Source organism: Devosia sp. LC5, from assembly GCF_000735585.1.
Taxonomy (GTDB): Bacteria; Pseudomonadota; Alphaproteobacteria; order Rhizobiales; family Devosiaceae; genus Devosia.
This window is the reverse complement of record NZ_JNNO01000047.1, coordinates 132,743-153,260: the sequence shown is the minus strand read 5'-3', so window position 1 is coordinate 153,260 and position 20,518 is coordinate 132,743. Positions and strand designations below refer to the sequence as shown.

General features: G+C 62.2%; 22 protein-coding genes. 15 read left to right on the top strand and 7 right to left on the bottom strand.

The genetic code is table 11. The features are described from left to right. The 5 genes from FF80_RS22140 to FF80_RS20715 all read left to right on the top strand — a co-directional run. The coding region (locus FF80_RS22140; protein WP_210165231.1) for a hypothetical protein at positions 1–201 on the top strand (201 nt) is incomplete at its 5' end. 60 nt (positions 202–261) lie between these two features. Then, positions 262–1,611 (top strand): NAD(P)-dependent oxidoreductase, encoded by a 1,350-nt coding sequence (locus FF80_RS20730; RefSeq protein WP_035103828.1) that lies wholly within the window; start codon positions 262–264, stop codon positions 1,609–1,611. Continuing rightward, positions 1,604–2,926, top strand: a complete 1,323-nt coding sequence (gene preA, locus FF80_RS20725) for an NAD-dependent dihydropyrimidine dehydrogenase subunit PreA (RefSeq protein WP_035103827.1) — start codon at positions 1,604–1,606, stop codon at positions 2,924–2,926. The genes FF80_RS20730 and preA overlap by 8 nt, the downstream gene beginning before the upstream one ends. A gap of 322 nt (positions 2,927–3,248) precedes the next feature. Then, positions 3,249–3,626, top strand: coding sequence for a DoxX family protein (locus FF80_RS20720; protein ID WP_035103825.1), 378 nt, complete (start codon positions 3,249–3,251; stop codon positions 3,624–3,626). 125 nt (positions 3,627–3,751) lie between these two features. After that, a complete protein-coding gene (locus tag FF80_RS20715) occupies positions 3,752–4,150 on the top strand; it encodes a DUF4260 family protein (RefSeq protein ID WP_081917588.1) in 399 nt (132 codons plus the stop codon). A gap of 1 nt (position 4,151) precedes the next feature. Here FF80_RS20715 and FF80_RS20710 read toward each other — a convergent pair whose 3' ends face one another. Beyond that, entirely contained in the window at positions 4,152–4,754 is a 603-nt protein-coding gene (locus FF80_RS20710; protein WP_035103824.1) for a dihydrofolate reductase family protein, read from the bottom strand. Between the two features lie 75 nt (positions 4,755–4,829). Further along, positions 4,830–5,549, bottom strand: a complete 720-nt coding sequence (locus FF80_RS20705) for a TetR family transcriptional regulator C-terminal domain-containing protein (protein WP_081917587.1) — start codon at positions 5,547–5,549, stop codon at positions 4,830–4,832. Positions 5,550–5,732: 183 nt separating this feature from the next. On the opposite strand from FF80_RS20705, the gene FF80_RS20700 reads away from it, so the two are divergent. The 9 genes from FF80_RS20700 to FF80_RS20660 all read left to right on the top strand — a co-directional run bounded on the left by FF80_RS20700 (position 5,733) and on the right by FF80_RS20660 (position 15,777). Continuing rightward, complete coding sequence (locus tag FF80_RS20700) at positions 5,733–7,013, top strand: aspartate aminotransferase family protein (RefSeq protein ID WP_052153821.1); 1,281 nt, start codon at positions 5,733–5,735, stop codon at positions 7,011–7,013. After that, positions 7,013–8,506 carry a CoA-acylating methylmalonate-semialdehyde dehydrogenase gene (locus FF80_RS20695; RefSeq protein ID WP_035103821.1) on the top strand — a complete coding sequence of 498 codons (1,494 nt, stop codon included), beginning with the start codon at positions 7,013–7,015 and terminating at the stop codon, positions 8,504–8,506. Before FF80_RS20700 ends, FF80_RS20695 begins: the two co-directional genes overlap by 1 nt. Positions 8,507–8,664: 158 nt before the next feature. Then, on the top strand, positions 8,665–9,018 hold the full coding sequence (locus FF80_RS22305) for an endonuclease domain-containing protein (RefSeq protein WP_035103875.1): 354 nt from the start codon (positions 8,665–8,667) through the stop codon (positions 9,016–9,018). 4 nt (positions 9,019–9,022) lie between these two features. Then, positions 9,023–10,273: a Zn-dependent hydrolase gene (locus FF80_RS20685; protein ID WP_035103820.1), complete on the top strand. Its 1,251-nt coding sequence runs from the start codon at positions 9,023–9,025 to the stop codon at positions 10,271–10,273. Between the two features lie 80 nt (positions 10,274–10,353). Further along, positions 10,354–11,805 (top strand): dihydropyrimidinase, encoded by a 1,452-nt coding sequence (gene hydA, locus FF80_RS20680; RefSeq protein WP_035103819.1) that lies wholly within the window; start codon positions 10,354–10,356, stop codon positions 11,803–11,805. Between the two features lie 157 nt (positions 11,806–11,962). After that, the gene (locus FF80_RS20675) at positions 11,963–12,748 is read left to right on the top strand and encodes an ABC transporter ATP-binding protein (protein ID WP_035103818.1); all 786 of its coding nucleotides are present in this window, start codon (positions 11,963–11,965) and stop codon (positions 12,746–12,748) included. Positions 12,749–12,767: 19 nt separating this feature from the next. Beyond that, positions 12,768–13,664 (top strand): ABC transporter permease, encoded by an 897-nt coding sequence (locus FF80_RS20670; RefSeq protein WP_035103816.1) that lies wholly within the window; start codon positions 12,768–12,770, stop codon positions 13,662–13,664. Between the two features lie 245 nt (positions 13,665–13,909). After that, positions 13,910–14,752 carry an ABC transporter permease gene (locus FF80_RS20665; protein ID WP_035103873.1) on the top strand — a complete coding sequence of 281 codons (843 nt, stop codon included), beginning with the start codon at positions 13,910–13,912 and terminating at the stop codon, positions 14,750–14,752. 29 nt (positions 14,753–14,781) lie between these two features. Beyond that, positions 14,782–15,777, top strand: a complete 996-nt coding sequence (locus tag FF80_RS20660; RefSeq protein ID WP_035103815.1) for an ABC transporter substrate-binding protein — start codon at positions 14,782–14,784, stop codon at positions 15,775–15,777. A 48-nt stretch (positions 15,778–15,825) separates the two neighbouring features. Here FF80_RS20660 and truB read toward each other — a convergent pair whose 3' ends face one another. The 4 genes from truB to FF80_RS20640 all read right to left on the bottom strand — a co-directional run bounded on the left by truB (position 15,826) and on the right by FF80_RS20640 (position 19,028). Next, positions 15,826–16,728 carry a tRNA pseudouridine(55) synthase TruB gene (truB, locus tag FF80_RS20655; RefSeq protein WP_035103812.1) on the bottom strand — a complete coding sequence of 301 codons (903 nt, stop codon included), beginning with the start codon at positions 16,726–16,728 and terminating at the stop codon, positions 15,826–15,828. Next, positions 16,725–17,135, bottom strand: a complete 411-nt coding sequence (gene rbfA / locus FF80_RS20650) for a 30S ribosome-binding factor RbfA (protein WP_035103809.1) — start codon at positions 17,133–17,135, stop codon at positions 16,725–16,727. The genes truB and rbfA overlap by 4 nt, the downstream gene beginning before the upstream one ends. A 31-nt stretch (positions 17,136–17,166) precedes the next feature. Then, positions 17,167–17,832 (bottom strand): hypothetical protein, encoded by a 666-nt coding sequence (locus FF80_RS20645; protein WP_152558456.1) that lies wholly within the window; start codon positions 17,830–17,832, stop codon positions 17,167–17,169. A gap of 170 nt (positions 17,833–18,002) precedes the next feature. After that, positions 18,003–19,028 carry a D-glycerate dehydrogenase gene (locus FF80_RS20640; protein ID WP_035103805.1) on the bottom strand — a complete coding sequence of 342 codons (1,026 nt, stop codon included), beginning with the start codon at positions 19,026–19,028 and terminating at the stop codon, positions 18,003–18,005. Between the two features lie 72 nt (positions 19,029–19,100). On the opposite strand from FF80_RS20640, the gene FF80_RS20635 reads away from it, so the two are divergent. After that, positions 19,101–19,721 carry an SH3 domain-containing protein gene (locus tag FF80_RS20635; RefSeq protein ID WP_244445846.1) on the top strand — a complete coding sequence of 207 codons (621 nt, stop codon included), beginning with the start codon at positions 19,101–19,103 and terminating at the stop codon, positions 19,719–19,721. On the opposite strand, the gene FF80_RS20630 is transcribed toward FF80_RS20635, so the two are convergent. Then, entirely contained in the window at positions 19,718–20,506 is a 789-nt protein-coding gene (locus tag FF80_RS20630) for a siderophore ferric iron reductase (RefSeq protein WP_035103804.1), read from the bottom strand. The two genes, FF80_RS20635 and FF80_RS20630, sit on opposite strands and share 4 nt — an antisense overlap. Between the last annotated feature and the right edge of the window lie 12 nt (positions 20,507–20,518).

Genomic DNA, 20,518 nt, shown 5'->3' with positions numbered 1-20,518 from the left:
CCCCGGCCCTCCCCTCTAGGGGGAGGGAGGGAAAGAGCCGACGGCATCTCGCCACAGCTGCAAGTGTCCAAAATGAACACACTCCTCTATCAGGGGGAGGCGGGGGTGGACGCCGGTCTCGCCATCGTCGCTCAGCCAGACCCGGAAGCCCCACTTTCCGGCGCTTTGCCGCGCTTGTCATTCCATAATTTGACCAATTGATAAAAATTTGGAGCTGCGCTAGCTTTCCCTTGGGGAATACAGCAGCAAGGGAAATTTCAGGTGGCACAGGGTGTTCTCAAACAGGGCATTGCGCCGGGCCGGCTAGAGCCCGACCAGTATAAGTCGAACTTTGCGGACCTGCATCCGCCGCTCGACCGGCATGAGGCCTATGTCGAGGCCGACAGGTGCTATTTCTGTTATGACGCGCCCTGCATGAATGCGTGCCCGACCTCGATCGACATTCCCCTGTTCATCCGCGAAATCGCCACCGGCAATCCGATGGGCGCGGCGGAAACCATTTTTGAGCAGAATATCCTGGGGGGCATGTGCGCCCGCGTCTGCCCCACCGAACAGCTCTGCGAAGAAGCCTGCGTGCGCGAGGAAGCCGAAGGCAAGCCGGTCAAGATCGGCCAATTGCAGCGCTATGCCACCGATATCGCCATGTTCCACGGCGCCCAGTTCTTCGAGCGCGCCGAACCGACCGGCAAGACCGTGGCCGTGGTCGGCGCCGGCCCGGCCGGCCTTGCCGCCGCCCATCGCCTCGCCGTCAAGGGCCATGATGTCGTGATGTTCGACGCCCGCCCCAAATCGGGTGGCCTGAACGAATATGGCATCGCCTCCTATAAAAGCACCGATGGCTTTGCCCAGCGCGAAGTCGATTATGTCACCGCCATTGGCGGCATCACCATCGAGAATGACAAGGCTTTGGGCCGCGACTTTACCCTCGAAGACCTGCAGGCCAAATATAGCGCCGTGTTCCTCGGTATGGGCCTGGGCGGCGTCAACGCGCTGCAGGCCGAAAACGAAGATGCTGCAGGCGTCGCCAATGCCGTCGATTTCATCGCCGAATTACGCCAGGCCGCTGATCTCGCCAATCTGGCCGTCGGCCGCCGCGTCGTCGTCATTGGCGGCGGCATGACCGCGGTCGATGCCGCCGTGCAATCCAAGCTGCTGGGCGCCGAAGAAGTGACCATGGTCTATCGCCGCGGTAAGGAGCAGATGAGCGCCTCCGAGTTCGAGCAGGACCTGGCTGCCGCCAAGGGGGTCACCATCCGCCACTGGATGGCCCCCAAGCGCGTCCTCACCGATGGCCAAAAAGTCACCGGGATCGAATTGGCCTATACTGCCCTGGTTGATGGCAAGCTGGTCCAAAGCGGGGAAGTCACCACCATAGCCGCTGATCAGGTGTTCAAGGCGATCGGGCAGACCCTGGCCAGCGATGGCGGCGGACTGGACCTGGCCGGCGGCAAGATCGCCGTCGATGAACAGGGCCGCACTTCGCTGCGCGGCGTCTGGGCCGGCGGCGATTGCGCGACGGGGGGCGACGATCTGACCGTCACCGCCGTTGCCGAGGGCCGCGACGCGGCCGAGAGTATTCACGCTTACCTTGCCGGAGGCTCCAATGGCTGATCTGCGCAATAATTTCGTCGGCATCAAATCGCCCAACCCGTTCTGGCTGGCTTCGGCCCCGCCCACCGACAAGGCCTATAATGTCGAACGCGCCTTCAAGGCAGGCTGGGGCGGCGTGGTCTGGAAGACGCTGGGCGAAGAAGGCCCGCCTGTGGTCAATGTCAACGGACCGCGCTATGGCGCCATTTTCGGCGCCGACCGGCGCCTCCTGGGCCTCAACAATATCGAGTTGATCACCGACCGGCCCCTGCAGGTCAATCTGCAGGAAATGAAGCAGGTCAAGATGAATTGGCCCGACCGCGCCCTGATCGCTTCGATCATGGTGCCCTGCGAGGAGGAGGCCTGGAAAGCCATCCTGCCGCTGGTGGAAGAAACCGGCGCCGATGGCATCGAGCTCAATTTCGGCTGCCCGCATGGCATGAGCGAACGCGGCATGGGCGCCGCCGTCGGCCAGGTGCCTGAATATATCGAAATGGTCGTGCGCTGGTGCAAGCAATATACGCGCATGCCAGTAATCACCAAGCTGACGCCGAACATCACCGATATCCGCAAGCCCGCCCGCGCCGCCAAGGCCGGCGGCACGGACGCCGTCAGCCTGATCAACACCATCAATTCGATTGTCTCGGTTGACCTGGATGATTTTGCCCCCGTGCCCACCGTGGCGGGCAAGGGCACGCATGGCGGCTATTGCGGCCCGGCGGTGAAACCCATCGCCCTCAACATGGTCGCCGAAATCGCCCGCGACCCCGAAACCCACGGCCTGCCCATCTCGGGCATTGGCGGCATCACCACCTGGCGCGATGCGGCCGAATTCATTGCCCTCGGCTCAGGCAATGTGCAGGTCTGCACCGCTGCCATGACCTATGGCTTCAAGATCGTCGAAGAGATGATTTCGGGCCTCTCCAACTGGATGGACGAAAAGGGCCACAAGGATCTCGACGCCATTACCGGCCGCGCCGTGCGCAATGTCACCGACTGGCAATATCTGGATCTCGAATATATCGCCAAGGCCAAGATCGATCAGGATCTCTGCATCAAATGCGGCCGCTGCCACATTGCCTGCGAAGACACCTCGCACCAGGCGATCAGCAAGGAAAAGGACGGCAAGCGCTATTTCGAGGTGATGAACGACGAATGCGTCGGCTGTAACCTGTGCGTCAATGTCTGCCCGGTGGATGATTGCATCACCATGGAAGCCCTGCCGGTCGGCACGCTGGACGAACGCACTGGTCGTGTGGTCACCGGCAAATACGCCAACTGGACCAGCCATCCGAACAATCCGATGGCCAGGCCAGCGGTGGAACCGGCGGAATAGGGCACAATTCTGGAGAGCCACTCGGATCACCTCGCCCCTCAGGGGAGAGGTCGACGGCGAAGCCGGCGGGTGAGGGGTGCGATGCTTCCACATACCAGATGTAACCAGCATCGCACCCCTCATCCTGACCCTCTCCCCTAAGGGGCGAGGGGGCGATGAGCCGCTGGGTCACCGCATATGCTGGGCCGATCATCTATCCCCCACCCCGCAAGACCAACTAAACTTGGCCGGACGAAGAATATTCCCACGGCCATCCTGTCGAATTCTGTCAGCGTCGACCGTCATAGCATTATCCGGACTTATCTCAGCATAGGACAATGCAATGCCGACCGATCTGACCTCGACACTCATCCTGCTGGCCCGCCTGCTGCTGGGCGGGGCCTTTCTGATTTTTGGTATTCGCAACATCGCAAATATCGGCCCCCTGACCGCCGGTCTCGCCGCACGCGGGCTGCCTCTGCCCCGCATGGCGGCCATTATCGGGCTGGCGCTGCAGATTGTCGGCGGGGCGCTGACGGCAATCGGGCCATTCGGCGTCTGGGGTGGTGTTGCCCTCATCGTTTTCGTGGTGCTCGCCACCATGCTGTTCCACAATTTCTGGGACTATGAGGGCGCCGACCGCGCCAGCCATGTCAATGCGACCATCATGAATGCCGGTTTGGCCGGCGCGTTCCTGCTGGTTATCGCCGTCAGTCTCTGATGATTTTGCCGGGATAGGCCGCACGGCAGGACATTCAATTTTGAATGGGAAGTGATCGATATTTGATAAATTACTTCGTTCCTGAATGGGCATAAGGTTCGGGCAGTTCCACCGAGGGTTTCGCCATGACCGCCAAGACTGCCAGCCTCTACAAACTAACCGATGCCATGCTGCTGCAACGCCTTGAAGGCCTCGCCGCATTGGCTCTCGGCGCACTGGCCTATGGCTGGCTCGGCCAGTCCTGGCTGGTTTTTGCCCTGCTGTTCCTCGTGCCCGATCTGGCCATGCTGGGCTATCTCCGCTCGGCCCGGCTTGGCGGGATGAGCTACAATCTGGTGCATAATTATGCCGCGCCCGCGCTCCTCGCTTTGGCTGGCTTGGCCATTGGCCCATGGGCCAATGGTCTCGCCGCGATCTGGATTGCCCATATCGGCGCCGACCGGCTGCTGGGCTATGGCCTCAAGCTCGACAGCTTCGGGGCCACCCATCTCGGTCCGGTTGGCAAGGCGCGTAGTGCTCGCTAAATCAAGGTTTGAGCACGCGATAGTCCATGTGGGTGGTGAGTCGCGTCGCGCGAGCGCCGGCAGGTTCAAGCGTCGCGGTCAGCCCATCCCACAATCGCTCGCCCTGGCCCAGCACGACCGGTGCGATCTGCAGGTGCAGCATGTCGACCGCGCCCATATTGAGGTAGTTCCGCAACGTGGTGACACCGCCGGCAACAACGACATCGCGGCTGCCCGCCGCCTCCCGCGCCCGGGCCAGTGCTACATCAGGCCCTTCAGTTACGAAATTAAAGACCGTGCCGCCCTCCATCTCGATCGGCGGCCGTGCGTAATGGGTCAACACGAATACCGGCGCATGATAGGGCGGATTTGGGCCCCACCAACCCCTCCACTCCATCTCCCACACATCCGGGCCCGGCGCGGCGAACATGTTCCGGCCCATGATGAAAGCACCGTAATTGGTGATAGCGTCGAGCTCGGCCCGGTTATTGTCGGCGTCCTCGAACATCCAGCGGTGCATGGGCTCACCCTCGATGTCACCGAACGGCTTTTCCCGGGTCTGATTGAGACCGGTGCCGAACCCATCGAGCGAAAGGCTCATATGTGCATGAACTTGCTGGGTCATCTTCCCCTCCATTACTTAAGTTGTAACTTAAGCATAAGGGCGGCAGAACCGCTCTGTCAAGCGAAGGCTTAACTATCATCGCTTGGAGCGCGGGGTCAGCCCATAGAGGAACAATTGCTCGAGATAGCGCGCCGCATCCTCAAAGCGGCCTTCCCCGCCCCGCGATGGCCCCAGTACGGCCCGCACCTGCACGTCGAAATCGGCATAATGCTGGGTCGTCGCCCAGATCGAAAAGATCAGGTGATAGGGATCGGTCCGGGCAATGCGGCCCTGGTCCATCCAGGTGGTCAGCACTGCCGCCTTTTCATCGACGAGGTTTTTCAGATCAACCTCGATCATTTCGATAATGCGCGGCGCCCCTTGCAGCATTTCATTGGCAAACAGCCGGCTTTCGCGCGGAAAGTCGCGCGCCATTTCCAGCTTGCGGCGGATATAGGAGCGGATTTCGGGGAAGGGGTCGCCGTCGGCATCCATTTCGCGCAACGGCGCCAGCCAGGTGACCAGCAATTCGGAAATCAGGCGGCGGTGAATCTCTTCCTTGCGGGGGAAGTAGTACAGCAGGTTCGGCTTGCTCATGCCCGCTACTTCGGCGATCTGGTCGATGGTCGCGCCGCGGAAGCCATGCAGGGAAAAAACGTCGAGCGCCGCTTCCAGGATAATATCCTGCTTTTCCCGCTGAATCCGGGTCAGCGGCCGGGGTTTTTCCTTGGCCTGCGTGGCCGCTTTCGCCGCGGCCTTGTGCTGGCGTTTGGCGGCGGCGGTCGGGACTGAGCTTTTCAACTTGATCGGCGGCATTTTCGCCTTGCGGGAAGTTTTGGGAGTGCTAACATTTTTCCAACTGGTCAAAATTCTTGGTAACACGTTCCCACGTCAAGAGCCAATAAACATGACCAACAACGTCATATAAAAGAATTCGGGAGCGAGGCTATCGTGTCCACCTCAACAAGTAACGCGCCAAACGATCTGAGCGCCTTCTGGATGCCGTTTACGGCAAACCGGCAGTTCAAGAAATCCCCGCGCATGTTTGTTGCGGCCAAGGACATGCACTACACCACGTCGGACGGCCGGCAGGTACTCGATGGCACCGCCGGGCTCTGGTGCGTCAATGCCGGCCATGCCCGCCCGCTGATCGTGGAGGCTATCGCCAGGCAGGCCGCCGAACTCGATTATGCCCCCGCTTTCCAGATGGGCCATCCCAAGGCGTTCGAATTGGCCAATCGGCTGGTCGATATCGCGCCCAAGGGGCTCGATCATGTGCTGTTCACCAATTCGGGTTCGGAATCGGTCGAAACGGCCCTCAAAGTGGCGCTGGCCTATCACCGTGTTAAAGGCGATGGCAGCCGTTTCCGGCTGATCGGCCGCGAGCGTGGCTATCACGGTGTCAATTTCGGCGGCATTTCGGTGGGCGGCATCGTTACCAACCGCAAGATGTTCGGCACGCTGCTGACCGGCGTCGATCACCTGCCGCATACCCACAACCTCGCCAAGAACGCCTTTACCAAGGGCGAGCCCGAACATGGGCTCGACCTGGCGGACGAACTCGAGCGCATCATTACCCTGCACGATGCCTCCACCATCGCAGCGGTCATTGTCGAGCCGGTGGCCGGCTCCACCGGCGTGTTGATCCCGCCCAAGGGCTATCTGCAGCGCCTGCGCGACATCACCAAAAAGCACGGTATCCTGCTGATCTTTGACGAAGTCATTACCGGCTTCGGGCGTCTGGGCACCCCGTTCGCCGCCGACTATTTCGGTGTCACGCCCGACATCATGGTCACTGCCAAGGGCCTGACCAATGGCATCATCCCGATGGGCGCCGTTCTGGTTTCGCCGGAAATACACGGCGCCTTCATGGGCGGACCCGAGCATGTCATCGAGTTCTTCCACGGCTATACCTATTCGGGCAATCCGGTGGCTTCGGCCGCTGCGCTCGCCACGCTCGAAACCTATAAGCAGGAGGACCTGCTGACGCGCGGCGCCGGATTGGCGCCCTATTTTGCCGATGCCCTGCATTCGCTCAAGGGCGAGCCCCATGTCATCGATATCCGCAATATCGGCATGGTCGGCGCCATCGAGCTAGATCCGATTGCCGGTTCGCCCACCAAGCGCGCCTTCTCGGCCTTCCTTGCCGCCTATGAAAGCGGTTTCCTGATCCGCACCACCGGCGACATTATCGCGCTCTCGCCCCCGCTGATCATCTCCAAGGGCCAGATTGACGAATTGATCGACGGTATTCGCACCGTGCTGCGGGGGATTGCATGATGAACATTATCGAAAACGCCGTTGCCGGAAAACGCTATGTCTCGACCGGCCGCCGCGTGCCGGTGTTCAATCCGGCCACGGGCGAAGTCTCGGCCGAGCTGCCGCTCTCGACCCTGAGCGAACTCAACGACGCTGTGGCTTCCGCCAAAAAGGCGCAGGTGGCCTGGGGCAATACCCCGCCGATGAAGCGGGCCCGCGTCATGTTCAAGTTCAAGGCGCTGCTCGATCAATATGCCGACGACCTGGCCCGCGAAATCAGCCGCGAGCATGGCAAGGTGCATGACGACGCCCTGGGCGAAGTCGCTCGCGGCATCGATTGCGTCGATTTTGCCTGCGGCATCCCGCAATTGCTCAAGGGCGAATTCTCCCGCAATGTCGGCCCTTCGATCGATTCCTATTCCGACCGCCAGCCGCTCGGCGTCGTTGCCGGCATCACCCCGTTCAACTTCCCGGCCATGGTGCCGATGTGGATGTATCCGGCCGCCATCGCCTGCGGCAATGCCTTCATATTGAAGCCGTCGGAACGCGATCCGAGCGCTTCCATGCTGGCCTGGAACCTGTTCATGGAAGCCGGCCTGCCCGAGGGCATTCTCAATGTCATCCACGGCGACAAGGAAATGGTAGACGGGATTCTGGACCATCCCGACATCAAGGCCGTGAGCTTTGTTGGGTCGACCCCGATCGCCGAATATGTCTATCAACGCGGCACCAAGGCCGGTAAGCGCGTCCAGGCCCTGGGCGGCGCCAAGAACCACATGGTCATCCTGCCCGATGCCGATCTCGACCAGGTTGCTGATGCCTTGATGGGCGCCGGCTATGGCTCGGCCGGGGAACGCTGCATGGCCATTTCCGTCGCCGTGCCCGTTGGCAAGGAGACGGGCGATGCGCTGGTCGCCAAGCTCAAGCCGCGCGTTGAATCGCTCAAGATCGGTCCAGCCACCGACAAGGATGCCGAAATGGGTCCGGTCGTCACCAAGATGCACCGCGACAAGATTGTCGGTTATATCGACGCTGGTGTGGAGCAGGGCGCTTCGCTCGTTGTCGACGGCCGCGGCTTCGCGCTCCAGGGCTATGAAGGCGGCTATTATGTCGGCGGCACGCTGTTCGATAACGTGACCCCCGACATGACCATCTACAAGGAAGAGATCTTCGGCCCCGTCCTCTCGGTCGTGCGCGCCAATGACTATGCCGAGGCGGTCAAGCTCATCAACGACCACGAATATGGCAATGGCACCGCCATCTTCACCCGCGACGGCGACGCCGCCCGCGAATTTGCCGACAAGATCGAAGTGGGCATGGTCGGCATCAACGTGCCCATCCCGGTCCCGGTCGCCTACCACTCCTTCGGCGGCTGGAAGCGGAGCCTGTTCGGCGATCACTCGATCTACGGCCCCGAAGGCGTGCATTTCTACACCCGCCTCAAGACGGTGACTACCCGCTGGCCCGCCGGCATCAAGGGCGGCGCGGAATTCAGCTTCCCGAGCGTGAAGTAATGATGGGTGCTTTCACCAGCGCCGGTCCCCTCACCCTGGCCCTCTCCCCGGAGGGGCGAGGGGACGCGGGGGGATGGCCTGGTGAAGGCACCGATACATCGGAGAACGTCGAAGTCCTCACCTCGCCCCGCCGGGGAGAGGTCGCCGCGCAGCGGCGGGTGAGGGGACCGCGTCCTCAACCTGGCCAAATCGACCGTGCGCGCACCCTGCGCTCATCCATGACCGATGCGGAAAACCGCCTCTGGTATCATCTGCGCAATCGCCGCTTGGCTGGCTTCAAATTCGTTCGCCAGCTCCCGATCGCCGGTTACTATGCCGACTTTGCCTGCCGTGAAGCCATGCTCATAATCGAAGCCGATGGTGGCCAGCATGGATCAATGCGCGATCAAATACGTGATCGCGCATTGCGTGCCGAAGGTTTCGCCGTGCTTCATTTCTGGAACAATGACATCCTCGGCAACACCGAGGGCGTGCTGCAAACCATCCTCAACATTCTACAGCCCAACGAGTAAGCCCATGTCCGCCCCCGGAGAAAATCTCAAGATCAATGGCGACCGTCTGTGGGACAGCCTCATGGAGATGGCCAAGATCGGTCCCGGCATTGCCGGTGGCAATAATCGCCAGACGCTGACCGACGAAGACGGCGAAGGCCGCCATCTGTTCAAGCGCTGGTGCGACGAGGCAGGCCTCAGCATGGGCGTCGACCAGATGGGCACCATGTTCATGACCCGCCCGGGCACCGATCCCGATGCCCTGCCGGTCTATGTCGGCAGCCACCTCGATACCCAGCCCACCGGCGGCAAATATGATGGCGTGCTGGGCGTTTTGGCCGGCCTCGAAATCATCCGCTCGATGAACGATCTGGGCATCAAAACCAAGCACCCCATCGTCGTCACCAATTGGGCCAATGAGGAAGGCGCGCGCTTTGCCCCGGCCATGCTGGCCTCGGGCGTGTTCGCCGGCATGCATAGCCTCGACTACGCCTATGGCCGCAAGGACATGGATGGCAAGACCTACGGCGACGAGCTCAAGCGCATCGGCTGGCTGGGCGCCGAGGAGGTGGGCGCGCGCAAGATGCACGCCTATTTCGAATATCATATCGAACAGGGCCCGATCCTTGAGGCCGAAAACAAGAGAATAGGCGTCGTCACCCATTGCCAGGGCCTGTGGTGGCTCGAATTCACCCTGACGGGCAGGGAAGCCCATACCGGCTCGACCCCCATGGCCATGCGCGTCAATGCGGGTCTCGCCATGGCGCGGATCATCGAGGCGGTGCAGGCCATCGCCATGGAGAACCAGCCAGGCGCGGTTGCCGGTGTCGGCCAGGCAAAATTCTCGCCCAATTCACGCAATGTGCTGCCCGGCACGGTGTTGTTCACCGTCGACCTGCGGACACCGGACCAGGACAAGCTCGATCGCATGCGCGCTGCCATCGAGGCCAAGGCCGCTGAAATCGCGGCCGAGCTGGGCGTTGGCTGTTCCGTCGAAGCCGTCGGGCATTTCGATCCGGTGACGTTCGATCCAACCCTGGTCGGCCGCGTCCGCAAGGCCGCCGAAGATCTGGGCTATAGCCATATGAACATCATTTCCGGCGCCGGGCACGACGCCTGCTGGGCCGCCAAGGTAGCGCCCGCCACCATGGTCATGTGCCCCTGCGTCGGCGGGCTCAGCCACAATGAGGCCGAAGACATCTCCAGGGAATGGGCAGCGGCCGGCGCCGATGTGCTGTTCCACGCCGTCGTCGAAACCGCGGAGATCGTGGAGTAACGCCTTTCAGCTAAATATATGACCGCGCCCCATTCTGAGGGGAGGGAGGGCGCGGGACCTGCATTTCAGAGGGAACGGAAATGAGCAAAGTCATCAAGAACGGTACGGTCGTCACTGCCGACCTGACCTACAAGGCCGACGTCAAGATTGAAGGCGATGTCATCGTCGAGATCGGCCAGAACCTGAGCGGCGATGAAGTGCTCGACGCCAGCGGCTGCTACATCATGCCCGGCGGCATCGATCCGCATACCCATCTCGAAATGCCTTTCATGGGCACCTATTCGGCCGACGATTTTGAATCCGGCACCCGCGCGGGCCTCGCTGGTGGCACCACTATGGTGGTCGATTTCTGCCTGCCCAGTCCCAACCAGAGCCTGCTGGAAGCCCTGCAGATGTGGGACAACAAGACCGGCAAGGCCTCGGCCGATTATTCATTCCATATGGCCATCACCTGGTGGGGCGAGCAGGTGTGGAGCGAGATGGCCGAAGTGGTGGATCGCGGCATTACCAGCTTCAAGCATTTCATGGCCTATAAGGGTTCCCTGATGGTCAATGACGATGAGATGTTCTCGTCATTCCAGCGCTGCGCGGATCTGGGCGCGCTGCCCCTGGTGCATGCCGAAAATGGCGATGTCGTTGCCGCCATGACGGCCAAACTGCTGGCCGAGGGCAATAATGGCCCCGAAGCCCATGCCTATTCCCGTCCGCCCGAAGTCGAAGGCGAAGCCACCAACCGCGCCATCATGATTGCCGACATGGCCGGCGTGCCGCTCTATGTGGTGCATGTCTCGTCCGAACAGGCGCACGAAGCCATCCGCCGCGCCCGGCAAAAGGGCATGCGGGTTTATGGCGAGCCGCTGATCCAGCATTTGACGCTGGACGAGAGCGAATATTTCAACCCCGATTGGGACCATGCCGCCCGGCGCGTGATGTCGCCGCCGTTCCGCAACAAACTGCATCAGGATTCGCTCTGGGCCGGCCTGCAGTCCGGTTCGCTCTCCTGCGTCGCCACCGACCATTGCGCCTTCACCACCGCGCAGAAGCGCAATGGCCTGGGCAATTTCTCCAAGATTCCCAATGGCACGGGCGGGCTGGAAGATCGCCTGCCGGTGCTATGGACCACGGGGGTCAATACCGGCCGGCTGACCATGAACGAATTCGTCGCCGTCACCTCGACCAATATCGCCAAGATCCTGGGCCTCTATCCCAAAAAGGGCGCCGTGCTGGTAGGCGCCGATGCGGACCTGATCGTCTGGGACCCGGCCCGCAAAAAGACCATTACGGCCCAGGCCCAGCAATCGGTCATCGATTATAATGTGTTCGAAGGCTTCGAAGTCACCGGCTTGCCCCGCTATGTGCTGAGCCGCGGCAAGGTCTCGATCGTTGAAAACGAGGTCAAGACCGAGCCGGGCCATGGCAAATTCGTCGGCCGCGAGGCCAAGAACCCGGTCAATCGGGCGCTCAGCCAATGGAAAGACATCGTCGCCCCGCGCAAGGTCGAACGCTCCGGCATTCCGGCGACGGGGGTTTGATGGGTATTTCGAGTTTGAACAAGGCCCCCTCACCCGCCGCTGCGCAGCGACCTCTCCCCCCAGGGAGAGGTGAAGAAGGGCTTTATTGTCGCGCAGCGACACCTCTCCCTTCGGGGGAGAGGTCCGCGGCGAAGCCAGCGGGTGAGGGGGCCTTCCTTTGACCACCGTCGTCTCCGCCCAAAATCTCGGCCTCACCTTCAAGACCAATGACGGGGACGTCGTCGCGCTCAGCGACGTCAATCTCTCCATTTCCAAGGGCGAATTCGTCTCCTTCATCGGCCCCTCGGGCTGTGGCAAGACCACGTTTTTGCGCACCATTGCCGATCTCGAACGGCCGACCTCGGGCACGCTGACCATCAATGGGCAGACGCCGGAAAATGCCCGCAAGGACCGGGCCTATGGCTATGTGTTCCAGGCGCCCGCGCTTTATCCCTGGCGCACCATCGAACAGAACGTGGCGCTGCCGCTCGAGATCATGGGTTATAGTCAGGCCCAACAGGCCGAGCGCATCCGGCGCACCATGGAGCTGGTGAACCTCTCCGGCTTCGAGAAGAAATATCCCTGGCAGCTCTCGGGCGGCATGCAGCAACGCGCCTCGATCGCCAGGGCGCTGGCCTTTGACGCCGATCTATTGCTGATGGACGAGCCCTTCGGCGCATTGGACGAAATCGTGCGCGATCACCTCAATTCCGAATTGCTCAAACTCTGGGCGCGGACGCAAAAGACCATCTGTTTCGTCACCCACTCGATTCCCGAAGCGGTCTATCTCTCGACCAAGATCGTGGTGATGTCACCGCGCCCTGGCCGGGTGACCGATGTGATCGAGAGTACTTTGCCCCGCGAGCGGCCGCTCGATATCCGCGAGACACCGGAATTTTTGGCGATCGCCGCAAGGGTTCGGGATGGACTGCGGGCTGGGCATTCTTATGAGGAGACGGTGTGATGGGGCCGTGTGCAATGCCATGACCCGCACCTTCCCCATTCTCATCGTCCTGCTCGCCATCGTGGCCGTCTGGTATGCCGCTGCGATCGGCATGAATGCCCAATGGCAGAACGATGTTTATCGCCGCGGCGACATCACCAATGTGCCCGCCACCCAGTTCGTGTTCGACACCTGGAACCAGGACAAGCCCGTGCTGCCCACGGCGCATCAGGTGTTTGGCGAGCTGTGGAATTCAACCGTGCTCGTCGCGCCCAACAAGCCGCGTAGCCTGCTGTTCCATGCCTGGGTCACCTTCTCGGCCACCGCGCTCGGCTTTGCCATGGGCTCGGTGCTGGGCATCTTGCTTGCCGTGCTGATCGTGCACAATGAGGCGATGAACCGCTCGCTGATGCCCTGGATCGTGGCCAGCCAGACCATCCCCATCCTGGCGCTGGCCCCGCTGATCGTGGTCATCGGCTTCAATGTCTTTACCGGTACATTGGGCGTTCCGACCGATCCGGCGCGGCTGATCAGCAAGGCGATCATTTCGGCTTATCTCAGCTTTTTCCCGGTCGCTGTCGGCATGGTCAAAGGGCTGCGTAGCCCCGAAGCAATCCAGCTCGACCTGATGCATACCTATAATGCCTCGCCCAGCCAGACTTTCTGGAAGCTGCGTTGGCCAGCGTCCGTGCCCTTCCTCTTTGCTTCGCTCAAAGTGGGCGTGGCGGCCAGTCTTGTCGGCGCTATCGTAGGCGAATTGCCCACCGGAGCCGTGGCGGGACTGGGCGCGCGGCTCCTCGCCGGCTCTTATTACAGCCAGACAGTGCAGATCTGGGCCGCGCTGGTCGCCGCCTCCATCCTCGCCGCCGTCCTGGTGCTGGCCGTAGCTCTGGTCGAACGGCTCGTCAACAAAGGCATGGGGGCGCGTCCGGCATGAGCCAGCTGCAATTCTATCTGGCGCTCGTGGTGGGGGGCTTGTGTGCCGCAGCTTTGGCGCTCAGCCTGGTCACGCCACTTGAAGCCGGCCTGCTGCTCAAGGCGTTTCTTGTGTTCGGAACACTGTCGCTGATCCGCTTTGTCGTACCGATCGGACTATGGGCCGATGGGGCCTTTGCCGCGCTCGGCGCAGTCGCCCTGCTCACCAGCATTGGCGTCTTTACTCCAGCACCCGCATTCTTCTGGATGGCGCTGATCGCCGCCTGGCTGTTTGCCTGGCTGTTCGTCGAGCGGCTCTCCAAGGCCATCGCCCCGGGCTATGCCGACAATGCCGGGCTGGGCCTGTTCATTCCCGTTGTCTTCGGGCTCACCATTCTCGTCGCCTGGGAAGTCATCACGCGGGCCGGCAATGTGCCTCAGGTCATCCTGCCGCCGCCCTCGATGATCTGGGCGCGCATCACCAATTCGGTGCCGACGCTGCTGGCCGATTTCCAGCAGACCTTCAAGGCCGTGCTGATCGGCTACGCGCTGGGTTGTGGGCTGGGCTTTATCGTCGCCATCCTCATCGATCGCTCGCCCTTTCTCAAATCGGGGCTTCTGCCGCTGGGCAATTTCGTCTCGGCGCTGCCCATTGTCGGCGTCGCGCCCATCATGGTCATGTGGTTCGGCTTTGACTGGCAATCCAAGGCCGCGGTCGTGGTCATCATGACCTTCTTCCCCATGCTGGTGAATAGTGTGGCGGGGCTCAACGCCTCCTCAGCCATCGAGCGTGATCTGATGCGCACCTATGCCGCCGGCTATTGGCAAACCCTTATGAAGCTGCGTCTTCCCGCTGCGGGGCCCTTCATATTCAACGCCCTCAAGATCAACTCGACTCTGGCCTTGATCGGCGCAATCGTAGCGGAATTCTTCGGGACGCCCATTGTGGGAATGGGTTTCCGGATCTCAACCGAAGTCGGCAGAATGAATGTCGATATGGTATGGGCCGAAATCGCGGTGGCGGCTGTCGCGGGATCGGTCTTCTATGGGGTGATTAGCCTGATGGAACGGGGCGTCACCTTCTGGCATCCGTCTGTGCGCGGTGCATAGGCGGGGCAAAACTCAGGGGAAAGTCGACTATGAAGAAACTTCTTATTGGCACGATGGCAGGTGCAATGGCGCTGGCCGCAGCAGCAGGCGGGGCCCAGGCGCAGGATAGCGTGACGCTCCAGCTTAAATGGGTCACCCAGGGACAGTTTGCCGGCTATTACGTCGCCCAGGCCAAGGGCTTCTACGAGGAAGAGGGCCTCACCGTCGAAATCAAGCCGGGCGGGCCTGACATTGCCCCCGAGCAGGTGATTGCCGGCGGTGGCGCCGATGTCATCACCACATGGATGGCGGCGGGCCTGGCGGCCCGCGAACGCGGCGTAGCTTTGGTCAATATCGCCCAACCGTTCAAGCAATCGGGCCTGTTGCTGACCTGCCGCAAGGATGCAGGGGTGGAAACCACTGCCGACTTCCCCGGCAAGACGCTGGGCGTGTGGTTCTTCGGCAATGAATATCCCTTCTATGCCTGGATGGCCAAGCTGGGCCTTTCCACCGAAGGGGGTGCCGAGGGCGTCGAAGTGCTGAAGCAAGCCTTCAACGTTGATCCGCTGATCCAGAAGCAGGCCGCCTGCATCTCGACCATGACCTATAATGAATATGGCCAGGTGCTGAAGGCCGGCCTCACGCCCGAAGAGCTGACCGTCTTCAACTATCGCGATGAAGGCGTAGGCATGCTCGAGGACGGGCTTTATGTGCTCGAAGACAAGCTGGCCGATCCGGCCTTTGTCGAGAAGATGACCAAGTTCGTCCGCGCCTCGATGAAGGGCTGGGATTATGCCCGCGCCAATCCGGAAGAAGCCGCCCAGATCGTGGTCGATAATGATCAGACCGGCGCCATGACCCTGGAAGACCAGATCTATCAGGTCAGCGAAATCAACAAGCTGACCGAGGGCTCGACCGGCGTGCTCGACGAGGCCGATTACCAGCAGACCGTCGATACTCTGCTCTCGGCCGTGTCACCGGACAATCCGGCCATCACCAAGGCCCCCGAAGGCGCGTTCACCCATGCGGTGACGGACGGGCTGTAAGGCTTGGTTGGAATGAACGGAAGGCGGGGAGCGATCCCCGCCTTCTTGTTAGTTAAACACTCTCCGGCACTTGAACTGGCCGAACTCGACCCAACCGGTGGCGAGCACTTCGCCCTTAAAGCTCACCCAACACTCATCCAGCGACACGGGCGAGCCGGCCCCCGTCAGCAGCACCGCATTGCCATGCCGCACGGCATTGGCCTGTTGCGCATCGAGCCGGATTTCCGGCAGGCCGGTAAAGCCAGCCGAAATGCTTTTCAGCAGCGCGTCGCGCTCGCTGATGTCCAGCGCCTCCAACTGCTCGATGGTCACCGCATCGGCGTCGTTGAACGGCCCAACGGCCGCACGATGCAGCATGGAAACATGGCCGCGTGTGCCCAGCGCCTCGGCAATATCGCGCGCCAGCGAGCGCACATAGGTGCCCTTGCCGCAGGTGACTTCGAGCACGGAATGCTCGGTGCCGTGAGACACGAGGACTATGTCATCGACATCGATTTCGCGCGGCGCCAGTTCCACCGCTTCCCCGGCGCGGGCCAGATCATAGGCGCGTTCGCCGTCGATCTTGAGGGCCGAAAAGATCGGCGGACGCTGCAGGATCGTGCCGGTAAAACGCGGCAGGACCGCCAGCAAAGCCGCTTCGCCAGGCCTCACATCAGAAGTCGCGACCACGCTGCCCTCGGCATCGTCCGTGGTGGTGGCGCTGCCCCATTGGATGGCGAAGCGATAGATCTTGGTGCCGTCCTGCACCTGGGGCACGGCCTTGGTGGCCTCGCCCAAAGCGATCGGCAATATGCCGGTGGCCAGCGGGTCGAGCGTGCCGGCATGGCCGGCCTTCGTGGCGCTGAACAACCAGCGCACCTTGCCCACGGCTTGCGTTGACGTCATGTCATAGGGCTTGTTGAGGACGACCCAGCCGGAAATCGCGCGCTTGATGCGCTTGGGGGCACTCAATCTTGGCTCTCGTCCTCATCGCCATCCAGATCGCGCTGCACGCGGTCGGAGCGAAGCAGGGAATCGATGCGGCCGGCTTCCTCGAACGTATCGTCGACGTAGAAGCGCATCTCGGGCGCAAACTTCATGTTGATCTGCGGCGCGACCCGGCCACGGATAAACTTGCGATGGCGATTGAGCGCCGCGACGATTTCCTCGGCATGCATGCCGCCCAGCGGCATGATATAGGCGTTGGCGATCTTGAGGTCGGGGGTCATGCGCACTTCGGGCACGGTGATGACCGAGCCGCGCAACGCGTCGTCCTCGACATCGCCGCGGGCGAAAATCGCCGCCAGCGCGTGGCGGACGAGTTCGCCGACGCGCAGCATGCGCTGGCTGGGGCCGATTGGCTTGTTATCTTTGCTCATGGCGAGGCATTAGGCCCTCGTTGCGCGCCCGTCAATCCGCCAGTGTCAGGCTGACTTCGGCCTGTAGCTGGCGCGAACGCTCCTCCACCACATTGGTGGCGACCGGCCAGCTTGACGGCTGGGCTGGATCAAAGGCCGGGCCGCGCCAGGTCTGGTAGAAGACGGCAACGCCCTTGGCGCTTTTGCGGAAGCTCATCACGGCGATCTCCCCGCGCCCGGCCAGCCCGCTCAGGCCATCGAAAAACGCACCGCAGGCAAAGCCCAGCGGGGCCAGATTGTCGCCATCATCCTGGCCGAACTGGAAGAATGCCATGGCATTGGGCTGGCAGGACTGGCCATAGCCGGCCATGACGCTGCGCCGGAAACCGACCAGCGTGCCGCTGGTCTGTTGCTGCAGATGGGCGCCATAAGCCATGGTCCAATCCGCTTCGGTTTCGCCCTTGGGGCGGATATCGAGCCGGACCTGGCCGTTCTCGACCGTATAGCTCAAATCGACCAATGGCTTGATATCGCCCGCGCCCACATCGCCGGCATTGAGCCAATCGGGCAGGGGCATGGCGAGCCGCTGTTCGGGCACGTCGAGCACCAGCTTGCCATCGGCCGCGCTCAGCGCCGGCTCATCCGCATCCTGGGCCCAGGCCGGAAAAACCAGCAGCAATGCGGCGGCAACCAGCAAGAGTGGTTTGGTAAAAGACAAGAGGGCACTCCTCACCCGGATTCTATCGCGCGCACTGGCCGCGCCTGTCCCCGCGGGGCGCGCCATCTCCCAACGATTAGGGGGCAAGCGGGTGCGAGAGCAAGAGGCAAGGCAATTGCTAACGGCGAAGGGCGGCGTGGTGCTGTGTTGGCGCAACACTCGGGCGGCGATCAGGCGCTCTGACTGCGCCCGGCGCCGCGTGGTCCTTCGGGCAACAGGCGGTGGGGCGGCTGGTGTCCATCCATGAAGGTGCGGATATTGACGATGACGGTCTCGCCCATTTCGATCCGCGCTTCGAGGGTGGCCGAGGCCATATGGGCGGTCAGCACCACCTTGTTGTCTTCGGCCAGCGCCAGCAGGCGCGGATCGATGCCGTGCTTGTTCTCGAATACATCCAGTGCGGCGCCGCTCAGATGGCCATTTTCGATCTGGCTCACCAAAGCTGCTTCATCGATCAGTTCGGGCCGCGAGACATTGACCACGAAACTACCCGGCTTCATCGCCGCCAGCCGTTCGGCCGAGAGAATGTGAAAGGTCTCGCGGGTGTGGGGGGTGTGCAGCGAGACGATATCGACCGCCGCCAGCATGGCGTCCAGATCATCCCAATAGGTGGCTTCGAGCGGCGTCTCGATGGCCGGAGGGCGCCGGTTGCGGGAGAAGTAATGGATATTGAGGCCAAAGGCCTTGGCGCGCTGGGCGACGGCGGTGCCGATGCGGCCCATGCCGACAATGCCCAATGCCTTGCCGCGCAGGCGGTGGCCCAGCATGGAGGTGGGCGACCAGCCGGCCCAGACCCCGTCGCGCACCAGCATCTGGGTGCCCTCGACCAGCCGGCGCGGCAGCGCCAGCATCAGCACCATGGCCATGTCGGCGGTGTCTTCTGTAAGCACGCTTGGCGTATTGGTGACGGTCAGCCCGGCCGCCAGCGCCGCTTCGACATCGATATTGTCCACGCCATTGCCGAATTGGGCGATCAGCCGGACCGATTCGGGCAGGCGGGTGACCAGGTCGGCATCGATGCGGTCCGTGATGGAGCTGACGAGCACGTCCTTGCCCGCCAGGCCCTCGACAATGTCATCGGCGGTGAGCGCAACGTCGGCTTCGTTGACATCGGTTTCGAACAAAGTCGCCATGCGCGCCTCGATGGTTTCGGGCAGGCGCCTGGTGACGAGAATCTTGGGTTTGGAGCTGGTCATCAAGTTCCGGAGTGCGGCTGACTAGGCTTGTGGAAAACCACGCCTTCAGCGACCATTAAGGATCATCGCGTAGTGATAGGGCAAATCCAGACCTTCTGCAAAGTCATGTTTGACGAGACCACTGGCGCCCTGCGCGTCCGCCATATCCAATCCTCCCCAAGCCCCGTCCTCCGCATTGTCATGGTGTGCCTGGCGCTGCTGGCGATGATATGCACTACGCCTGCCTGGGCCCAGGCGGACAACCCGAGCGGGCTGCCTCTGCCCCGCTTCGCCACGACGCGCTCCACCCCTATCAATGTGCGTGTCGGGCCGGGCACCAAATATGAAGTCTCCTGGACCTATCTCAAGTCCGGCATTCCCATCGAGATTGTCCAGGAATTCGATACCTGGCGGAAGATTCGCGATATCGATGGCGACGAAGGCTGGGTCCACCAGAACCTGCTTTCCGGCACCCGCGCGGGCTATGTCACGCCACTCATGGCCAATGGCGAGATTGCCCTGCGCAGCGACAAATCCGGCAATGCCGGCGTGCGTGCCCGGCTCGGGCCGGGCCTGCGGGTGCAGATCAAGGAATGCGACGGGGAGTGGTGCGAGGTCAGCGCGGCCCAGCCGGGCAATGAACATCGCTCCTATTCGGGCTATCTGCGCCAGGAAGAAATCTGGGGCGTCTATCCCGACGAAGTCTTCGACTAATCCAGTTCAGCGACCGCATTAGCCGTCTGGCGCGCGATGCGGGTCGCTTCGCCCTGCTTGGGGCAGGAAGCGCAATAGGCCTTGGGCTCGATCAGGTAATCGAGGCAGCAGCCCTTGCGCGTCACGATGACCACTTCCCGGCCGCTACCCACTTCGATCCGGTCTAGCCTGCCCTGGCCAGTCAGTCCCAAGGCGGCCAGCCAAAGCTGGGCGTAATCCTCCGCCATTGCTGCAGTGACGCCGGGCTGCCATTGCGGTAGCCGGGCGATGATCGAGAGCATGCGATCGGCCAGCAGCCGCCGCGCGGGCAGCGGCTTGAGTTTCACCAGGGCATTGATCTCCTCCAAAAGGCCGGCGCAGAACGGGCGTAGCGATGCCGCACCAATGGCGATCAATTGCTCTGGCGTGCCCGATTGCTGCGGGCCGGCCGGCAGGCGGTAGCCATCGGCATAAATGCCATGGACACGCTGCGACAGCTGTCCGAGATCGGGCATGCTGGCGTGGATATGGGCCGCAATAACGGCCAGATAAGCCGGCTGCCACAGGAAATTGGTCCACAGCCGCACCGCCCAAAAGGCCGGCCCGGCCTTGGGATATGTTTCAGCTAGATGCCGGTGGAGCTGGCCCAGCACCGCGCCATTATCGGCGCCCGGCAGGTACCAGCCGGGGCGATGCCCGCCCGGCGCACCCTTCATGAAGCCGGTGACGCGGGCGGCCGTGGCAATGAGTTGGGTGGTCCGGCTCGAAGCATCGTCGGCGGCAAAGAGATAATTGCGGGTTGCCACGGTGGCGACAGC